Source organism: Stenotrophomonas sp. WED208, assembly GCF_040984485.1.
Lineage (GTDB): Bacteria > Pseudomonadota > Gammaproteobacteria > Xanthomonadales > Xanthomonadaceae > Stenotrophomonas > Stenotrophomonas riyadhensis.
In genome coordinates this window covers 720,808-737,019 of record NZ_JAZARB010000001.1, presented here as the reverse complement: position 1 = coordinate 737,019, position 16,212 = coordinate 720,808, and the positions used below count along the sequence as shown (strand labels likewise).

16 protein-coding genes are annotated in these 16,212 nt (G+C 67.3%); 7 read left to right on the top strand and 9 right to left on the bottom strand.

Features of this window, described 5'->3' with window-relative positions; genetic code table 11:
* Positions 1 to 14 precede the first annotated feature (14 nt).
* The 3 genes from VPH47_RS03305 to VPH47_RS03295 all read left to right on the top strand — a co-directional run bounded on the left by VPH47_RS03305 (position 15) and on the right by VPH47_RS03295 (position 2,100).
* Complete coding sequence (locus VPH47_RS03305; RefSeq protein WP_153854494.1) at positions 15 to 647, top strand: 2-hydroxychromene-2-carboxylate isomerase; 633 nt, start codon at positions 15 to 17, stop codon at positions 645 to 647.
* Between the two features lie 95 nt (positions 648 to 742).
* Positions 743 to 1,684: a DegV family protein gene (locus VPH47_RS03300; RefSeq protein WP_164162269.1), complete on the top strand. Its 942-nt coding sequence runs from the start codon at positions 743 to 745 to the stop codon at positions 1,682 to 1,684.
* 77 nt (positions 1,685 to 1,761) lie between these two features.
* Positions 1,762 to 2,100, top strand: coding sequence for a hypothetical protein (locus tag VPH47_RS03295; RefSeq protein WP_005414449.1), 339 nt, complete (start codon positions 1,762 to 1,764; stop codon positions 2,098 to 2,100).
* A 216-nt stretch (positions 2,101 to 2,316) separates the two neighbouring features.
* Here the strand turns inward: VPH47_RS03295 and VPH47_RS03290 are convergent, their stop codons facing one another.
* The 4 genes from VPH47_RS03290 to VPH47_RS03275 form a co-directional block, all read right to left on the bottom strand.
* Complete coding sequence (locus tag VPH47_RS03290; RefSeq protein ID WP_368850113.1) at positions 2,317 to 3,729, bottom strand: efflux transporter outer membrane subunit; 1,413 nt, start codon at positions 3,727 to 3,729, stop codon at positions 2,317 to 2,319.
* The gene (locus VPH47_RS03285) at positions 3,726 to 4,808 is read right to left on the bottom strand and encodes an HlyD family secretion protein (RefSeq protein ID WP_368850112.1); all 1,083 of its coding nucleotides are present in this window, start codon (positions 4,806 to 4,808) and stop codon (positions 3,726 to 3,728) included. Before VPH47_RS03285 ends, VPH47_RS03290 begins: the two co-directional genes overlap by 4 nt.
* A 21-nt stretch (positions 4,809 to 4,829) precedes the next feature.
* The gene (locus VPH47_RS03280) at positions 4,830 to 6,359 is read right to left on the bottom strand and encodes an MFS transporter (RefSeq protein ID WP_368850111.1); all 1,530 of its coding nucleotides are present in this window, start codon (positions 6,357 to 6,359) and stop codon (positions 4,830 to 4,832) included.
* Positions 6,360 to 6,512: 153 nt separating this feature from the next.
* Complete coding sequence (locus VPH47_RS03275) at positions 6,513 to 7,430, bottom strand: LysR family transcriptional regulator (RefSeq protein WP_110713629.1); 918 nt, start codon at positions 7,428 to 7,430, stop codon at positions 6,513 to 6,515.
* Positions 7,431 to 7,586: 156 nt separating this feature from the next.
* Between VPH47_RS03275 and VPH47_RS03270 the strand changes: the two genes are divergently transcribed.
* Complete coding sequence (locus VPH47_RS03270) at positions 7,587 to 8,033, top strand: universal stress protein (protein WP_125430690.1); 447 nt, start codon at positions 7,587 to 7,589, stop codon at positions 8,031 to 8,033.
* 5 nt (positions 8,034 to 8,038) lie between these two features.
* The gene (locus VPH47_RS03265; protein ID WP_368850110.1) at positions 8,039 to 8,509 is read left to right on the top strand and encodes a hypothetical protein; all 471 of its coding nucleotides are present in this window, start codon (positions 8,039 to 8,041) and stop codon (positions 8,507 to 8,509) included.
* 32 nt (positions 8,510 to 8,541) lie between these two features.
* Here VPH47_RS03265 and VPH47_RS03260 read toward each other — a convergent pair whose 3' ends face one another.
* From VPH47_RS03260 to frmR, 5 genes are all read right to left on the bottom strand, one after another.
* Positions 8,542 to 9,987: a GGDEF domain-containing protein gene (locus tag VPH47_RS03260; RefSeq protein WP_180860680.1), complete on the bottom strand. Its 1,446-nt coding sequence runs from the start codon at positions 9,985 to 9,987 to the stop codon at positions 8,542 to 8,544.
* 185 nt (positions 9,988 to 10,172) lie between these two features.
* Positions 10,173 to 11,003: an S-formylglutathione hydrolase gene (fghA, locus tag VPH47_RS03255; protein ID WP_164162272.1), complete on the bottom strand. Its 831-nt coding sequence runs from the start codon at positions 11,001 to 11,003 to the stop codon at positions 10,173 to 10,175.
* A 63-nt stretch (positions 11,004 to 11,066) separates the two neighbouring features.
* Complete coding sequence (locus VPH47_RS03250) at positions 11,067 to 11,423, bottom strand: YqcC family protein (RefSeq protein WP_180854356.1); 357 nt, start codon at positions 11,421 to 11,423, stop codon at positions 11,067 to 11,069.
* Between the two features lie 8 nt (positions 11,424 to 11,431).
* The gene (locus VPH47_RS03245) at positions 11,432 to 12,541 is read right to left on the bottom strand and encodes an S-(hydroxymethyl)glutathione dehydrogenase/class III alcohol dehydrogenase (protein WP_133935544.1); all 1,110 of its coding nucleotides are present in this window, start codon (positions 12,539 to 12,541) and stop codon (positions 11,432 to 11,434) included.
* A gap of 58 nt (positions 12,542 to 12,599) precedes the next feature.
* Positions 12,600 to 12,875, bottom strand: coding sequence for a formaldehyde-responsive transcriptional repressor FrmR (gene frmR / locus VPH47_RS03240; protein WP_005411009.1), 276 nt, complete (start codon positions 12,873 to 12,875; stop codon positions 12,600 to 12,602).
* 212 nt (positions 12,876 to 13,087) lie between these two features.
* Here frmR and VPH47_RS03235 point away from each other — a divergent pair, with 212 nt between their 5' ends.
* Positions 13,088 to 13,480, top strand: a complete 393-nt coding sequence (locus VPH47_RS03235; RefSeq protein ID WP_368850109.1) for a TonB-dependent receptor plug domain-containing protein — start codon at positions 13,088 to 13,090, stop codon at positions 13,478 to 13,480.
* Positions 13,459 to 16,185 carry a TonB-dependent receptor gene (locus VPH47_RS03230; protein ID WP_368851565.1) on the top strand — a complete coding sequence of 909 codons (2,727 nt, stop codon included), beginning with the start codon at positions 13,459 to 13,461 and terminating at the stop codon, positions 16,183 to 16,185. The genes VPH47_RS03235 and VPH47_RS03230 overlap by 22 nt, the downstream gene beginning before the upstream one ends.
* Positions 16,186 to 16,212: the final 27 nt, after the last annotated feature.

Genomic DNA, 16,212 nt, shown 5'->3' with positions numbered 1-16,212 from the left:
ACGAGGACACACCGATGGCGACGCTGCGCTGGTACTTCGACTTCATCTCTCCGTACTCCTACCTGCACTGGCAGAAGCTGAAGCGGCTGCCGCAGTTCGCGCAGATCCAGACCGTACCGATCGCCTTCGGTGCGGTGCTGCACCACCTGGGCAACCTGGGGCCAGCCGAGATTCCGGCCAAGCGCCGCTTCATCTACCGCCAGCTGCTGTGGACCGCACAGGCCGAGGGCACACCGCTGCGGTTCCCACCGGGCCATCCGTTCAACCCGTTGTCCGCCCTGCGCCTGTGTCTGGCCGCCGGCGCCAGCGTGCAGGCGGTGGACGTCCTGTTCGACTGGATCTGGCGCGACGGCAACGCGGCCGACAGCCCTGACGCCCTGCGCGAACCTGCTGCGCAGCTGGGTATCGAGGATGTCGCCAGCGCCATCGCCGACCCGGCGGTGAAGGAGCAGCTGCGCCGCAACACCGAGGCCGCGATCAGCGCCGACGTGTTCGGTGTGCCCACCCTGGCGATCGACGATGAGCTGTTCTGGGGCAACGATGCGCACCCGCTGATGGCTGCCGTTCTGGCCGATCCTGACCTGCTGCAGCAGCCCGAATGGCGACGCCTGGCCACCCTGCCAGTGGCGGTGCAGCGCAATCGCTGAACAGGGCGTGGCGCGTTTCCCTCGCGCGCCACGCCGGGTTTTGAGATAGATTTCACGTTTCCGAACCTACAACCGCCCTGGAGGGGGAGCCGCGGATGCGCATCGGAATCGTCGTCGACTCGGCCTGCGACCTGCCACAGGACTTCATCGCCGAGCACAACATCGTGCTGCTGCCGATCACCGTACGCATCGGCGAAGCCGTGCTGGCCGATCACCGCGATGAGCAGGCTACCCTCAGCTTCCTGCACGCGCACGTGGCCGAGCACGGCGCTGAAGCGGAGACCATCCCCTTCAGCGTCAACCAGATCCGCGACCTGTTCCTGCAGCAGCTGGTGATCGATTACGACCACGTGTTCTGCATGACCATCACCAAGACCCGCAGCCCGATCCATGACAACGCGCTGCAGGCCAGCTTCGCCATCCTCAACGACTACAAGCCGGTTCGGCAGGCGGCGGGCTACAACTCGCCATTCGCGCTGCGCGTGCTCGACACCCAGAACCTGTTCGCCGCGCAGGCGGTAACTGCGGTGGAAGCGGTGCGCCTGCGCGACAGCAATGCCAGCGTGCAGCAGATCCGCGAACGGCTGGAAGAACTGGCCAGCAACGTGCACGGCTACATGGTCACCCGCGACCTGTACTACATGCGCGCGCGTGCACGGCACAAGGGCGACCGCAGCGTCGGCCTGCTCAGCGCCGCGCTGGGCAGTGCCCTGGACATCAAGCCGGTGCTGCATGGGTACCGCGGCGAGACCGGACCGGTGGCCAAGATCAAGGGTTTCGACAACGCCGTGCAGAAACTGTTTTCGGTGGTCGGCCAGCGCGTGCGTGCCGGGCTGATGACGCCGACGGTCTGCGTCAGCTACGGCGGTGAGCTGGACGAATTGCGCAGCCTTCCCGGCTACGCCCAGTTGAAGGAGGTCTGCGCCAGCCATGGCGTGACCGTGTACGAATCGGTGATGAGCCTGACCGGCATGGTCAACGTCGGCAAGGGCGCGGTCACCGTGGGCTTCGCCGATGGGCCGCATCGGTTCGAGTGAGGCCCCAGCGCGGCGCGGATCTGCACATCGATTCCACCGCGGTTGTGCCAGTCTTCCCGCACCTCAAGGAGAACTCCATGCCTGCGCAGTACCACATCAGCCTGCCCGACCCGTCCAAGGCCCGCGGCAACGATCCTGACCTGTCCTTCCATTCGCAGGGCGCCGCCGGTTTCGCCGAAGAGCTGCAGGACGCCCTGCGCAGCGGCACGCTGTTCGAGCGCTGGAAGGCCAAGCAGCCTGACCCGGACGCGGTGGAACCGCAGTGGGGCGTGACCGACCCGGATGCCACCGTGACCGGCGAGCAGAAGGACCTGCGCATCAACCTTGTGGCCACCACGCGCATCGACAGCGATGTGTTCAAGCAGCGCCTGCGCCTGCTGGCCGGCAGCCACTGGGAGCTGCGCGACGTGCGCTGAGGCCATGCCCTGGTAGTGCCGGCCGCTGGCCGGCACCTCCATGGATGTTATCGCTGCCGGCCAGCGGCCGGCACTACCCCGACGATTTCCTACCAGCCGCCGCGCAAGGCCGTGCTCTGGTAGACGCCAACCTTGGTTGGCGCTTCCGGGAAAATCGCCAACCAAGGTTGGCAACTACAGACGAGCCGCCGGGCGTGGCCCGGCGTTTCCATTTCCCTACCAGCCACCGCCCAGCGCGCGGTACAGCTCCACCCGCGCGATCGCAGCCGTGGCCTGGCTGTTGGCCAGCGCGGCCTGGTTGTCCAGCGCGATGCGCTGGGTGGTCAGCACATCCAGCATGTCGACCACGCCAGCCTGGTACTGCCGGCGCACCGCGCCCAGTGCGCTCTCGCTCTCGTCCACCGCTACATGCAGCTGCACCGTGCGCTGCTGCTCAGCGGCATAGCCATCGATGGCGTCGTCCACTTCATGCCAGGCCTGCAGCACGGTACGGCGGAACTGCAGCGCCGACTGTTGCTGCTGCAGCCTGCTCAGCGCCAGGTTGGCCTTCAGCCGCCCGCCCTGGAAGATCGGCACGCTGATCGACGGCCCGATGCTGAAGCGGTGCGCGTTCCAGCCATCCAGATCATCCAGCTGCTTGGCCTGGAAACCAGCGTCGCCATTCAAGGTGATGCGCGGCAGGAAACTGGCCTTGGCCACGCCGATGCCGGCGGTTGCCGCATGCAGTGCCGCTTCGGCACGACGGATGTCCGGGCGACGCTCGGCCAGTTCACTGGGCAGCCCCACCGCCACCGCCGGCAACGCCGGCCAGTCACGGCGTGCATCCTGCAGCTGCGCGTCCAGCGCCTGCGGCGGCTGCGCCAGCAGGAACGCCAGCGCATTGCGCAGCTGCGATTCACGATGCCGCAGCGGCGCGATGCGGGCCTGCAGCGATGCCACCTGCGCGGACGCGCTGGACACCTGCAGCGTGCTGGCCACGCCCTGCTGCTGGCGTGCCTCGGTCAGGTGCTTCATGTCGTGGGCGATGCTGAGGTTGTCCTCGGTGATCGCCAGCAGCTGCCGCGTCGCACGCAGCTGCAGGTAATCACGCGCGGTTTCCGCCAGCAGCGCGATGCGCACCGCATGTGCATCCTCCTCGGCCATCTGCACGCGTGCGTCGGCCGCTTCCACCTGGCGGCGCACACGCCCCCACAGGTCCAGCTCCCAGCTCAGCCCGATGCCGGCCTGGAACAGCCCGTAGTCATCACGGCCGCCGTTGCCGGACGGATCATTCAGGCCCACCTCGCTGTTGCGTGCGCGCACGCCACTGGCGCTCGCGCTGACGTTGGGCAGGCGATCGGCGGCGGTGATGCCACGTGCGGCGCGGCTCTGCTGCACGCGGTTGGCGGCCAGCTGCAGGTCCAGGTTGGCGGCGAGCACCTGGCCGGCAAGCTGCCCCAGCAGTGGATCGTCGAAGCCGGCCCACCAGGCCGCGTCCTGGTCGATGGCGTTGCCGGCGACCGCCTCACCCTGCCACTGGCTGGGCAGTTCCGCCTGCGGGCGTACGAAGTCCGGACCCATCGTGCAGGCAGCCAGGGCCGTGCACAGGGTGGCCGCAACGAAGGTGCGGAACACGGTGGCTGCGCTCATGCATCCTCCCCGCTCTTGTGCCCCGGGCTGTGCTGCACGCTCTGCGCGCGGGCGCGGCTGCCCAGGTCAACACTGGCTTCCACCGACATGCCGGCACGCAGCTGGTCCAGCAGTGGCTGGCCGGGTTCCAGCACGATCTTGACCGGAATGCGCTGCACCACCTTGGTGAAGTTGCCGGTGGCGTTTTCCGGTGCGACGGCGGCGAAGGTGACGCCGGTGGCCGGTGCGATGCTGTCGATGTGCCCGCGCAGCGGCTTGCCCGGGAACACGTCCATCTTCAGCTCGACCTGCTGGCCGGCCTGCATGTGGGTCATCTGCGTTTCCTGGAAGTTGGCGACCACGAAGGCGCGCTTCAGCGGTACCACCGCAGCCACCGGCGTACCCGGGGTCAGGTAGGCGCCCACGCGCACAGCGCGGCGGCCGACCATGCCGTCGATCGGCGCGCGCAGCACGGTGTGCGACAGGTCCAGTTCGGAACGCGCCTGCGCCGCTTCTGCACGCTGTACCGCCGCCTGTGCGGCCTGCACGCCAGCGTTGAGGATGTCGGTGCGCTGGCGTGCGGTCGACAGCGCGGCCTGGCCCTGCTGCAGATGCGCACTGGCCACGGCCTGCTTCGACTGCGCCTGCTGTGCGTTCTGCACGGTGCCGGCGCCATCACGGGCCAGTTCGCGGTAACGCTGCTGGTCGGCGCTGGCCAGGGTCAGTTCGGAACGGCTGACATCGACACTGGCCTTGGCCTGTTCGATCAGCGAGTCCTGCTGGGCCAGTGCGGCCTGCGCGTTGGCCAGCTGTGCACGGGCGTTGGCGAGGTCGGCACGGGCCGCCTGCAGGGCCACCTGGTAGTCGCGGTCGTCGATGCGGGCAAGCACGTCGCCAGCCTTCACCGACTGGTTGTCCTCTACTTCCACGGCACTGACAAAGCCGGGAATCTTCGGCGCAACCAGCGTGTAGTCGGCCACGACGTAGGCATTGTTGGTGGTCTGGTGACCGCCGTCGCGCAGCAGCAGCCAGGCTCCGATGGCCAGCGCCAGCACGCCCAGGCCCAGGCCGGTATTGAGAGTGGTTCGATTGATCGTCATGAGGGGGTTCCTGCGAAAGGTTCAGGCCACGGCACGTGGCGGATGGATGCGGGTGGGCATCCAGGCGATGAGGGGAATGAAGGCCAGCGCCACCAGCGCCACCACCCAGTACAGGTCGGCCGAGGTCAGCGCCTGCACCTGTGCATGCAGGCGCGCGCCCAGCTGCGGGCCCTCGGCCAGCCACGGCTGCTCGCCGAGGCGGTCGACCAGCACGGTGGAATGGAAATGACGGCGGCCCTGGGCGACGGCATCCAGCACGCCGCTGGCGAGCACGGCGGCGAAGCCCTTGACCGTGTTGAACCACGCCGAAGCGAACGGGCCGTCCTGTGGCGGCAGGCCGTTGGTCGCCAGCATCAGCAGCGGCAACACCGCCATCGGCTGGGCGAATATCTGCAGCAGCTGCACCCACAGGAAGTTGTCGCGGATCCAGGCCACCTCCAGATGCGAGCCCAGCCAGCAGGCCAGGGCCAGCATCGCCAGGCCAGTGGCCTGCACCCAGCGGCAATCCACTGCACGGATGTTCAACAACGCCGCCACCAACGGCAGTGCGATCACCTGTGGCAGCGCCACCCACAGCAGCATCGGTGCGGTCTGCAATGGCCGGTAGCCCTGCACGCTGGCCAGGAAACCGGAGGGAATCGAGATCACTGCCAGCAGCACGAACAGCACGCCGCCCAGCGTCACCAGCGAGTAGCTGAGGTTGCGGTTGGCCAGCAGCTGCAGCTTGAAGAACGGCAGCGGGTGGAACCATTCATTGATCATGAACAGCACCATCAGGCCGGCGCCGCCACCGATCATCAGGGTGATCATCGGCGAGTCGAACCAGTTCAGGCGCGGGCCCTGCACCAGGCCCAGCACCAGCAGCACCAGCGCCGGCAGGCCCAGCGCCAGGCCCACGCCATCGAACTGGGCAAAACGCTCCAGCCGCAGCGGGTCCTGTGGCAGGCCCCAGCTGACCATCGCCATGGCCGCCAGGCAGTACGGCACGATCTGCCAGAACGCCCAATGCCAGCCCACCTGCTCGACCCAGAACGCGGCCAGCGGCGTGCCCATGCTCGGGCCGAAGGTAGCGGTCAACGCGTAGCCCGCCAGGCCATACAGCTTGATGCCCGGCGGCAGGAAGCGCAGCGCCACGCTCATCAGCAGCGGCGGCAGCGCACCACCGCACAGGCCCTGCAGCGCGCGCAGCAGCAGGAACACCTGCAGGTTCGGGGCAAGCGGGCAGAGCACGCCCAGCACCATGAAGCCACCGATCATCGCCAGCGCGAAACGGCGCAGCGAGAAGGTGGCGGCACACCACGGGGCGAAGGCCATCGCGCTGACCGACATCGCGCTGTAGAGGGCGACGATCCAGCTGCCGTCGTCGACGCTGAAACCCATCGCACCGCGGATGTCGGCCAGGGCGACCTTGGTGATGTTCTCGTTGAAGCCCGACACCAGCACCGCCAGCAGCACGCCACACAGGCCGACCAGGACGCGGCGGTCGAGCCCGGGGGCGGCGGCAGGACGGGGCGCTGCAGCGGCCGGGACAGCGGCGGCCGGCGTATTCATCGCCGGGCACCAATCCGTGCAGTGCACGGCATGTTGGGGGTCATTGGAATGCGCTCAGTGAAACTCCGGGGAGCGCAGTCTAGGGAGCCGGTACCCTGCGAAAAATGGTGCCATCGGCATCCCAGGCGTGCGCCGCGCGCACGCCTGCAGGTGTCACCGGTGGGTGTCCTCGACACGCTCGCACATGGTCTTGATCGAGCGGCGCAGCCACTGGTGCGCAGCATCGTTGTCCAGCCGCGGGTGCCAGGCCTGCACGATGGCGGCGGTGCGCACCGGGATCGGCAGCGGGAACAGGCGCAGCGGCAGGCGCATGCTGACGATCCGCTCCAGCATCACGCTCGGCATCTGCGGCAGGATCAGGTCCGACTCGGCCGCAGCGAAGATCGCGCCGTGGAAGGTCGGGCTGATCAGCGCCACCCGCCGCTGCAGGCCCAGCGTGGCCAGGTCGTCATCGATCGGGCCACGCGGCAGCCCCCGCCGCGACACCGCGATGTGATCGCAGGCAGCAAAACGCTCGGCGCTGATCTCCTCATCGAACAGCGGATGATCCTCGCGCGCAGCGCCCATGAACGAGGTACTGAACAGGTTCTGCACCTTGGTGTCGGGCGCATGCTTGCCGGCGGTGCTGATGTACAGGTCGATCCGGCCCTGCGCCATCGCATCGTCGTCGGTATCGCCCTCGGGCACGAAGCGCAGCACCGCGCGCGGCGCCTGCTGGCGGAACAGTTCACGCAGGCGTCCGCCGAATCCACCGATGAAGACATCATTGGCGCGGACGTTGAAGGTGCGCTCCAGGGTGCGCAGGTCGATCTCGCGACCGGCGTTGAACACGCGGTGGGCCTGCTCGATCACATCGCGGACCTGCTCACGCAGCTGCAGCGCACGCGGCGTGGGCGCCAGCCCGCGGCCGGCACGCACCAGCACCGGATCGCCCAGGGCGGTGCGGATCCGGCCAAGGGTACGGCTCATCGCCGGCGCGCTCAGGTTCATCCGCCGCGCGGCGGCGGCGACGCTGCATTCGTCGATCAGCACGTCCAGTGCCAGCAACAGGTTCAGGTCCGGCAGGGGCATGGCAGTCTCCAGTGGAACATTTTCCAGTAATCCGGATGACTCTACGGCACGCGTGGCCCCCATGGATTGCGCCTGGCGCATTCATTGACTGCCGCGCACGGCATGGGTGCGCGCGGTGACATCGGCGACCATCCCCGGCCTGCCAAGGAGACATCCATGTTCAATACCCTGCTGGTCGCCCTGGACGGCGGCCCCCAGCACGCTCGCGTGCTGGACCTGGCCGCCGCCATTGCCGGCCCCCGCAGCCGCCTGCACCTGCTGTGCGTGCTCGACCCCGAATTCGCGCTGGCGGCCGATGCCAGCGACGCCGACCGCATCGAGTACCCGGAAGCCGCCCGCCAGCGCTCGCGGGCCGAAGCGGTGCTGGCCGAAGCCCTGGCCGAGCTGCGCGAGCGCGGCGTCGACGCCATCGCGCAGATTCCCTCCGGTGACCCGGGCGAAGTGATCAGCGAGCAGGCCCGGCGCCTGAAGTGCGACCTGATCGTGATCGGCCACCGCCACCTGTCCCGCCTGGAACGCCTGTTCGAACCCTCGATCGGGCAATGGACCATCGACCACGCGCCGTGTCCCGTGCTGGTGGAAACCCGCGACCCACAACCCTAGCTGCCATGGCCTCCCGTTCCCCCTTGTTTCCTACCCGCGTCAACTACCGGGCATTCGGCCGCCAGTTTGGTCGAAGCGAGCAGGCACTGCTCGCCGCGATACGCCAGCTCCGTGATCCTACGCTGCAGGCCGAAGGGCTGGCCGGTTTGAGCCACCTTGGCCTGGACCGCGAGGGCTGCGATGCGTTCGTCGCCCTGCTGCCATTGCTGGCCGCGCCCGCCGCCCCGATCGACCTGCTGCCCGCCGGCTCTCCCTTCATTGCCGCCAGCGAACTGGACCTGCTGGTCTGCCTGCTGCGCATTGCCCAGTGGCGACATGCGCGCCCCCGCGAAGACGACACCCTGGCACCGTTGCGCCAGCAACTGGCGCGCTGCGCATTTGCTGTCCACGCGGCGAATCTGCCATTGCGACAACGCTCGCTGTCACCGGTCGGGCTGAGGTTGCTGGACCCGGCCGGCTGGCTGCGCCAGCGCTGAACCATCCACGGGCGGACGCGGCCGCATGGCATTCAGCAGTCGATCGTTCCATGTGCGCTGTCTTCGTCGTCAAGCACCTGCGCATGCAGTACCACCCGGTTGCGGCCGGCACGCTTGGCGGCGTACAGGCCGGCGTCGGCATCGGCCAGCAGCTGGCCTGCGCTGGCCAGCGCAGGCGGATGCAGGTAGCCCACGCCAATGCTGATGCTGACCCGCCCCTCCGGCAGCGGCAGCCCTTCCACCGCCTCGCGCAGGCGTTCGGCCAGTGCCAGCACGCCCGACAACGGGCTTGCCGGCACGATCACCGCGAATTCTTCGCCGCCGTAACGCGCAACACTGTCGCCGCCGCGACCGGCAATGACCTTCAGCACCGCAGCCACGGCCTGCAGGCAGCGATCTCCGGCGGGATGCCCGTGCTGGTCGTTGAACGCCTTGAAGTGATCGATGTCGACCAGCAGCAGCGCCAGCTCGGTGCCACTGCGACGCGCCCGGTTCCACTCCGCCAGCAGCAGTGCATCGAACTCGCGCCGATTGGCCACGCCAGTCAGGCCATCCTGCCGTGCCAGCTGGTCCAGCGATGCCTGCCGTTCCATCAGGTCCACCTGCAGCAGGATGCTGCGCACGCCGAAGCCCAGCGTGGCCACCACGAACCCACTGACCGCCAGTGGCCGTGCATGGTCGACCACCAGCGTACCCACCACCAGCAGCAGCAACGGCAGGATCATCGGCCCGGCCGCCTGCACCGTGCGTGCCAACCGCGGATGCGGCAGGGCAGCCGGCAGCGGCGTGTGGCTCAGTGCCAGCAGCGCCAGCAACAGGAACGGAAGATCGATCAACAGATCGTTGTAGGCGCCAAAGGAATCTTCCGAGGTGTAATGGTTGATGTAGTACGCCACCAGCAGGTAAGCCAGCGCGTAGAGCGCCAGCGCGCGGAAGAAGCTGCGCCGCTCGGGTACATCAACGGCCAGCCAGCGCACCACCGCGAACCCGGCGATGCACAGGTTCTGGATATCGAACATGCGCTGCATGCTGACCAGCGCCAGGGGATCGATCTCGACCCGGTCGGCGAACGACCGCGTATGTACGAAGAACAGCACGCCCAGCAGTGCCGCCATCGCCGCATCGATCAGGCTGATGCTCATTCGTTCGCGGCGCGCGCGGGCCAGGATGAACACCAGCGGGACGCCATACAGCACGTACAGGAACAGGCTTGCCTGCGGGGTGATATCGGCGCGGCCAGCCCCCAGCGCATCGACCATGTTGGAGGCCATGCCGCCCGCCCACAGCAGCAGCGCAAGCGCGGTGGCGCGCCAGCCCAAGGCCGCCCGGTCGCGGCGCGCCCGCCACAGGCAGGCGCCCGCCGCCAGCAACGGTGCGCCGGTGAGGAACACGAACGATCCCACCCCGGCGGGGCCCGGCCACAGGGTCAGCACCAGGCCATGGCACAGCACATACAGCAGCGCCAGCACTACCGGCATGCATCCCCCGATCCGCAAGGCCGTACGCGCGCACGATAGTCCTGCCCGCGCCACAGCGGCGTGATCCACTACGGCAAGACGACACGCCGCGTGCCCGCCATGGCAGTGCCGGCCGCTGGCCGGCAATCCCGGGGAATCACTGGGCTGCGGGTTGCCGGACAGCGGCCGGCACTACCCGAAAGCCGTCAGCCGTGCAGGGCGCGGGCGTGGTGCGCGATGTGCTCGCCGATGAAGCTGGCGATGAAGTAGTAGCTGTGGTCGTAACCGGGCTGCAGGCGCAGGGTCAGCGGGTGGTTGGCCGCATCGCAGGCCTGCTGCAGGCGCTGCGGCTGCAGCTGGGTCTGCAGGAACTCGTCCGCCTCGCCCTGGTCGACCAGCAGCGGCAGGCGCTCGTCAGCCACAGCGATCAGCTCGCAGGCATCCCATTGCGCCCAGTCGGCCGGGTTGTCGCCCAGGTAGGCATGGAAGGCCTTCTGCCCCCACGGCACGTGGCTGGGCGCGACGATCGGCGAAAACGCCGACACGCTGCGGTAGCGCCCGGGGTTGCGCAGCGCGATCACCAGCGCGCCATGGCCGCCCATCGAATGGCCACTGATCGCGCGCGCGTCGGTCACCGCGAAGTTCGCCTCGATCAGCGCCGGCAGTTCCTGCGCCACATAGTCGTGCATGCGGTAGTGCTTCGCCCACGGTGCGCGGGTGGCATTGAGGTAGAAGCCTGCCCCCTTGCCCAGGTCGTAGCCCTCGGCATCGGCCACGTCATCACCGCGCGGGCTGGTGTCGGGCGCGACGATGATCACACCGTGCTCGGCCGCATAGCGCTGCGCGCCGGCCTTGGTGATGAAGTTCTGCTCGGTGCAGGTCAGGCCGCTCAGCCAGTACAGCACCGGCAGCTTCTGCGTTTCCGCCTGCGGCGGCAGGTACACGGCGAACTGCATGTCGCAGCCCAGCGTGCTGGAATGATGGCGGTAGACGTCCTGCCGGCCGCCAAAACAGGCCCGGTGTTCAATACGCTCCATGGTGCTCTCCTGCGCGGCGCGTCAGCGCACGCGTGCTTCTGGTAGATGCCGACCTTGGTCGGCTTATCCACGCGCGGCGTGGACGCCTTTGTTGATCCGTTCATCCAGCTGCGCCAACAGGCGCAGCAAGGGTTCGACACCGGGCTGGCCGTCCAGGTTGCGATACGCCGCCACCGCCACGTTGCTGTGCGGTGGCCATTGGCCATCGGCGCGGGCTTCGTGCAGGCGCGGCAGGAACACCTGCGCCAGCCAGTGCTCGAACGGCATCTCGTCGATGCCGAAGGCGGAATCCACCGCGCGAGGCGGCCCGACCACACCCTCGACCCAGCCCAGTGCACGCAGGGCCTGCTCGATCGGATCGACCAAAGCCGCGCGCGGATCGTCCGCACGCGGCCTGCGCAGGGCATCGAACCAGCCCATGCCGCGCCTCAGTAATGGACTACCGAACGGATCGACTTGCCTTCATGCATCAGGTCGAAGGCATCGTTGATCTTGTCCAGGTCCATGGTATGGGTGACGAACGGTGCCAGTTCGATATCGCCCTTCATCGCGTCCTCGACCATGCCCGGCAGCTGGCTGCGGCCCTTCACGCCACCGAAAGCGGTGCCCATCCACTTGCGGCCGGTCACCAGCTGGAACGGACGGGTGGAGATTTCCTGGCCGGAACCGGCCACGCCGATCACCACGCTCTGGCCCCAGCCACGGTGCGCGCATTCCAGCGCCGCGCGCATCACGTTGACGTTGCCGATGCATTCGAAGCTGTGGTCCACGCCCCAGGTGGTCATCTCGACGATGACCTGCTGGATGGGCTTGTCGTGGTCTTTCGGGTTGATGCAGTCGGTGGCGCCGAATTCGCGGGCCAGCTCGAACTTGGACGGATTGGTGTCCACCGCGATGATGCGGCCCGCCTTGGCCTGGCGCGCCCCCTGGATCACCGCCAGACCGATGCCACCCAGGCCGAAAACCGCCACGCTGTCGCCTTCCTGCACCTTGGCGGTGTTGTGTACCGCGCCGATGCCGGTGGTGACGCCGCAGCCGAGCAGGCAGACGTGCTCCGGGTTCGCGTCCGGATTGATCTTCGCCAGTGAGACTTCGGCCACCACGGTGTACTCGCTGAAGGTCGAGCAACCCATGTAGTGGTACAGCGGCTCGCCGTTGTAGCTGAAGCGGCTGGTGCCGTCGGGCATCACGCCCTTGCCCTGGGTGGCACGCACCGACACGCACAGGTTGGTCTTGCCGCTCTTGCAGAACAGGCACTCGCCGCACTCGGCGGTGTACAGCGGAATCACGTGGTCGCCCGGCTTGACGCTGGTCACGCCCTCGCCCACTTCCACCACGATGCCGGCGCCTTCATGGCCCAGCACCACCGGGAACAGGCCTTCCGGATCATCGCCGGACAGGGTGAACGCATCGGTGTGGCAGACACCGGTATGGGTGATCTTCACCAGCACTTCGCCCTTCTTCGGCGGGGCGACGTCGATCTCGACGATCTGCAGCGGCTGGCCGGGACCAAAGGCGACGGCGGCACGGGACTTCATGGTGGTTTCTCCAAAAACAGGCAATGACAGGATGGGCGGCGCCATGTTGCGCCATCGTTTATTTCAGGTACGAGCGGATCAACGCGCTCATGTCGCGCACGCGTTCGGCGCGTTGTTCGTCGGAGGCCGCGGGTTGGCCGAACTCCTCGCGCAGATGGGCCTCCATCACCTCGGACATCAGGCCGTTGACCGCGCCACGGATGGCGGCGATCTGCTGCAGCACCGGCCCGCAGTCGGCACCGGCTTCCAGCGCGCGGTCCAGCGCATCGCACTGGCCACGGATGCGGCGCACGCGGGCCAGGACCTTCTTCTTCTCTTCGGGGGAGTGCGGCATGGCGGGCCACCTTGGAACTATACTGGGGGATAGTATACACAGCTGCACGAATGTGGCCACGCCGCGCCCAGCGCCGGCTGTTCCGCAGCAGGCCGGCGCGGCAAAATGAATGCACCATAAATAGATTCAATTGTTACTTTTTCATGGCGTAGGGTGCCTGCCCTCCGCCTGCGTTTATCCCCGAGTCACATTGGCGTGACCAGGGAGAAATCATGTACCGACCGTTGTTCGCCCGCAGTCGCTTGTCTGTCGCGCTGGGTTCGGCATTGATGCTGGTGGCCGCCGCACCGGCCATGGCGCAGCAGGCCGCCACGCAGGAACAGAAAGCCGAGCCCGCCAGCAGCAAGACCCCCGTGCAGCTGGACCGGATGACCGTCACCGGCTCGCGCATTTACCGCGCCGGCTTCGATACGCTGGAGCCCGCCGCGGTGGTCAGCCGTGAATCGATCGAGAACTATGGCGACACCAACCTCATCGACGCAGTGACCCGGATTCCCGGCGTCAGTGCTGGCGTGAGTTCACGTGGCGACCAGGCCGGGTTCGGCGCCGGCGTCAACTTCGCCAGCAAGTTAGCAAGTTCGGCCTGGGCAGCAATCGCCTGCTGACTCTGGTCAATGGACGCCGCTTCGTCACCTCCACACCGCCCACCATCTTCGGTGCCGGCGGTGGCTCGGGCATCCAGGTCGACATGAACGCCATTCCCAGCGTCATGGTGCAACGCATTGAAAGCCTGAGCGTTGGCGGTGCACCCACCTATGGCTCGGATGCGATCTCCGGCGTCAACAACATCATCCTGCGCGACCGGTTCGAGGGTGCCGAAGTCGAACTGGGCTATGGCAGAACCAGCAAGAACGACAACGAGCGCTACTCCTGGTCGGCCATCTTCGGTACCGGATTCGCCGATGGGCGTGGTCACATCGTGGTGGCGGCGGAACTGGACAATGCCGATGGCGTGAACGCGCTGCAGCGCGATTTCTACCGCCAGGGCTACAGCCTGCAGGCCAATCCCACGGCGGCCAACGCCACTGCCCAGCCCCTGCGCCGGCCAACCAATGATGGCCGCATCGACGGCAGCATTCCGTTCAATACCGGGCCGGCCGACGGCATCCCCGACCAGGTCTGGATCCGCAACCGGCGCATTGCCAGCATGACCTTCGGTGGCCTGGTGATGCCGGCGACCGGCAGCTACACGCGCAACGGCCTGGGCGACATCCTTGGCTTCGGCCCGAACAAAGACAAACTGTGGCAGTTCAACAACGAGGGCAAGCTGGTCGAGTTCAACCCCGGCATCAGCTACGCGGGCGGCAACGCCTCGGGCGGGGACGGCCTGAACCTGTTCGAGACGGTGCCGCTGATCGCCGACCTCGAACGACGCTCGGTGTTCTCCACAGGCAGCTTCGACTTCACCGACAACGTGCGCGGCTTCTTCGAGCTTTCGCGATACGAAGCGACCGCCCGCGAAACCCTGGACCAGAACGTCTACAACGCCGTGTCCTTCGGCAATGCGCGCCTGGACGGCGGCGGTGCCGCCAGCGGTGCACTGACCTTCAGCGCCAGCAATCCGTTCCTGAGTGCGGAAACCCGCAAGATCCTCGCGGACAACGGCATCACCTCGTTCCGCCTGTCGCGTTCTTCGCGAGACCTGTCGATGAACAACGCCAGCACCGAGACCCGCCTGACCCGCGCGGTGCTCGGCCTGAACGGCTTCTTCGATATTGGAAAGCGCAGCTTCAACTGGGAAGCCAGCGTCACCCACGGCCGCGGTGACTTCGACTACCTCGGCACCGGCCTGATCCAGCAGAACTTCATCAATGCGATCAACGTCACCACCGACGCCAGCGGGCGCATCATCTGTGATGCCACCCGTCCGGGCACCACGGCCGATGCGAACTGCCGCCCGCTGAATCTGTTCGGCGAGAACCAGGCGTCGCGCGAAGCCCTGGACTATGTCTCCACCCGGACCGTGGCCAAGGCGCAGACCCGCCAGACCGTCATCAATGCGTCGGTATCCGGCGGCCTGTTCGATCTTCCCGGCGGCGAGCTGTCCGCGGCGGCCGGCTTCGAACACCGCCGCGAAGAAGGCTCCTTCACCCCCAGCGAGTACCAGCGCCTGGGCCAGGGCCGTTCGGTGCCGACCCAGGCGGCGGAAGGCAAATACCACACCAATGAAGTGTTCGCCGAAGTGCTGGCACCGCTGTTCAATCCCGACTGGGATATCCCGGGCCTGCATCGCCTGGACCTGACCGCCAAGTTCCGCCGCGTCGACAATTCCGTCGCCGGCGCGTTCAATGCGTTCACCTACGGCATCCAGTACGAACCGATCGCCGGCCTGCAGCTGCGCGGCAACAAGACCCAGTCACTGCGCGCGCCGTCCATCGCCGAGCTCTACACCACCCAGCAGCCGGCCTACTACAACATTCCGGAAGTGTGCTCGCTGGACAACATCAGCGGCGGCTCCAATCCGGCGGTGCGTCGCCGCAACTGCCAGGCGTTCTTCGCCGCCTACCCGGGCGCCGATCCGAACACCTTCCGCCAGCAGCCGACCAATACGCTGGGCTCGACCAACGGCAGCACCCGCCTGCAGAACGAAACGGCGAAGTCGTGGACGGCCGGCATCGTGTTCGCGCCGGAATGGATCCCGGGCCTGCGCGTCGCCGCCGACTGGTATGACATCAAGATCAACAACGTGATCACGTCGCTGAGTGCCAACGACATCATCACCGGTTGCTTCGACACTGCCGACTTCAACGCCGCCAACGTGCCCAACGCCAACCGCTTCTGCAGCTTGGTGACGCGTGATCCGAACACCGGCGTGGCTACCGACATCAAGACCGAGTATGGCAACGGCCCGGTGCTGATGTTCCGCGGCTGGACCGCCGAAGTCGGCTACCGTTGGGACCTGTCGCGCTTCGGCGTGCTGGACCTGGACTTCTACGGCTACATGCCGAAGAACCGTGGCCAGGCCGCGAACCGGGACGTGCCGTTCGTCGAACAGGCGGGCAGCTTCAATGAACCCAAGCGCCAGTTCCGCTGGACCGCCCAGCATCGCATCGGCAACTGGAACTACGGCGTGGCCTCCAACTACACCAGCCGCGCCCAGTACACCATGACCGATACCCCGGAAAGTCGTCAGTATTTCTATCGCGACAGCTGGACCACCTGGGACGCCAACGTCACGTACCGCATTACCGACGCCGCACGGGTGACGTTGTCGGTGATCAACGTGGGCGATGACATCGGGCCGTTCCCGTATGTGCTGGATTCACTGGGCCGCCGCTACATGGCCAGCCTGCGCTACAACTTCAAGTAGGCCAGGCGCAGCGGTTCCACAGGCGGG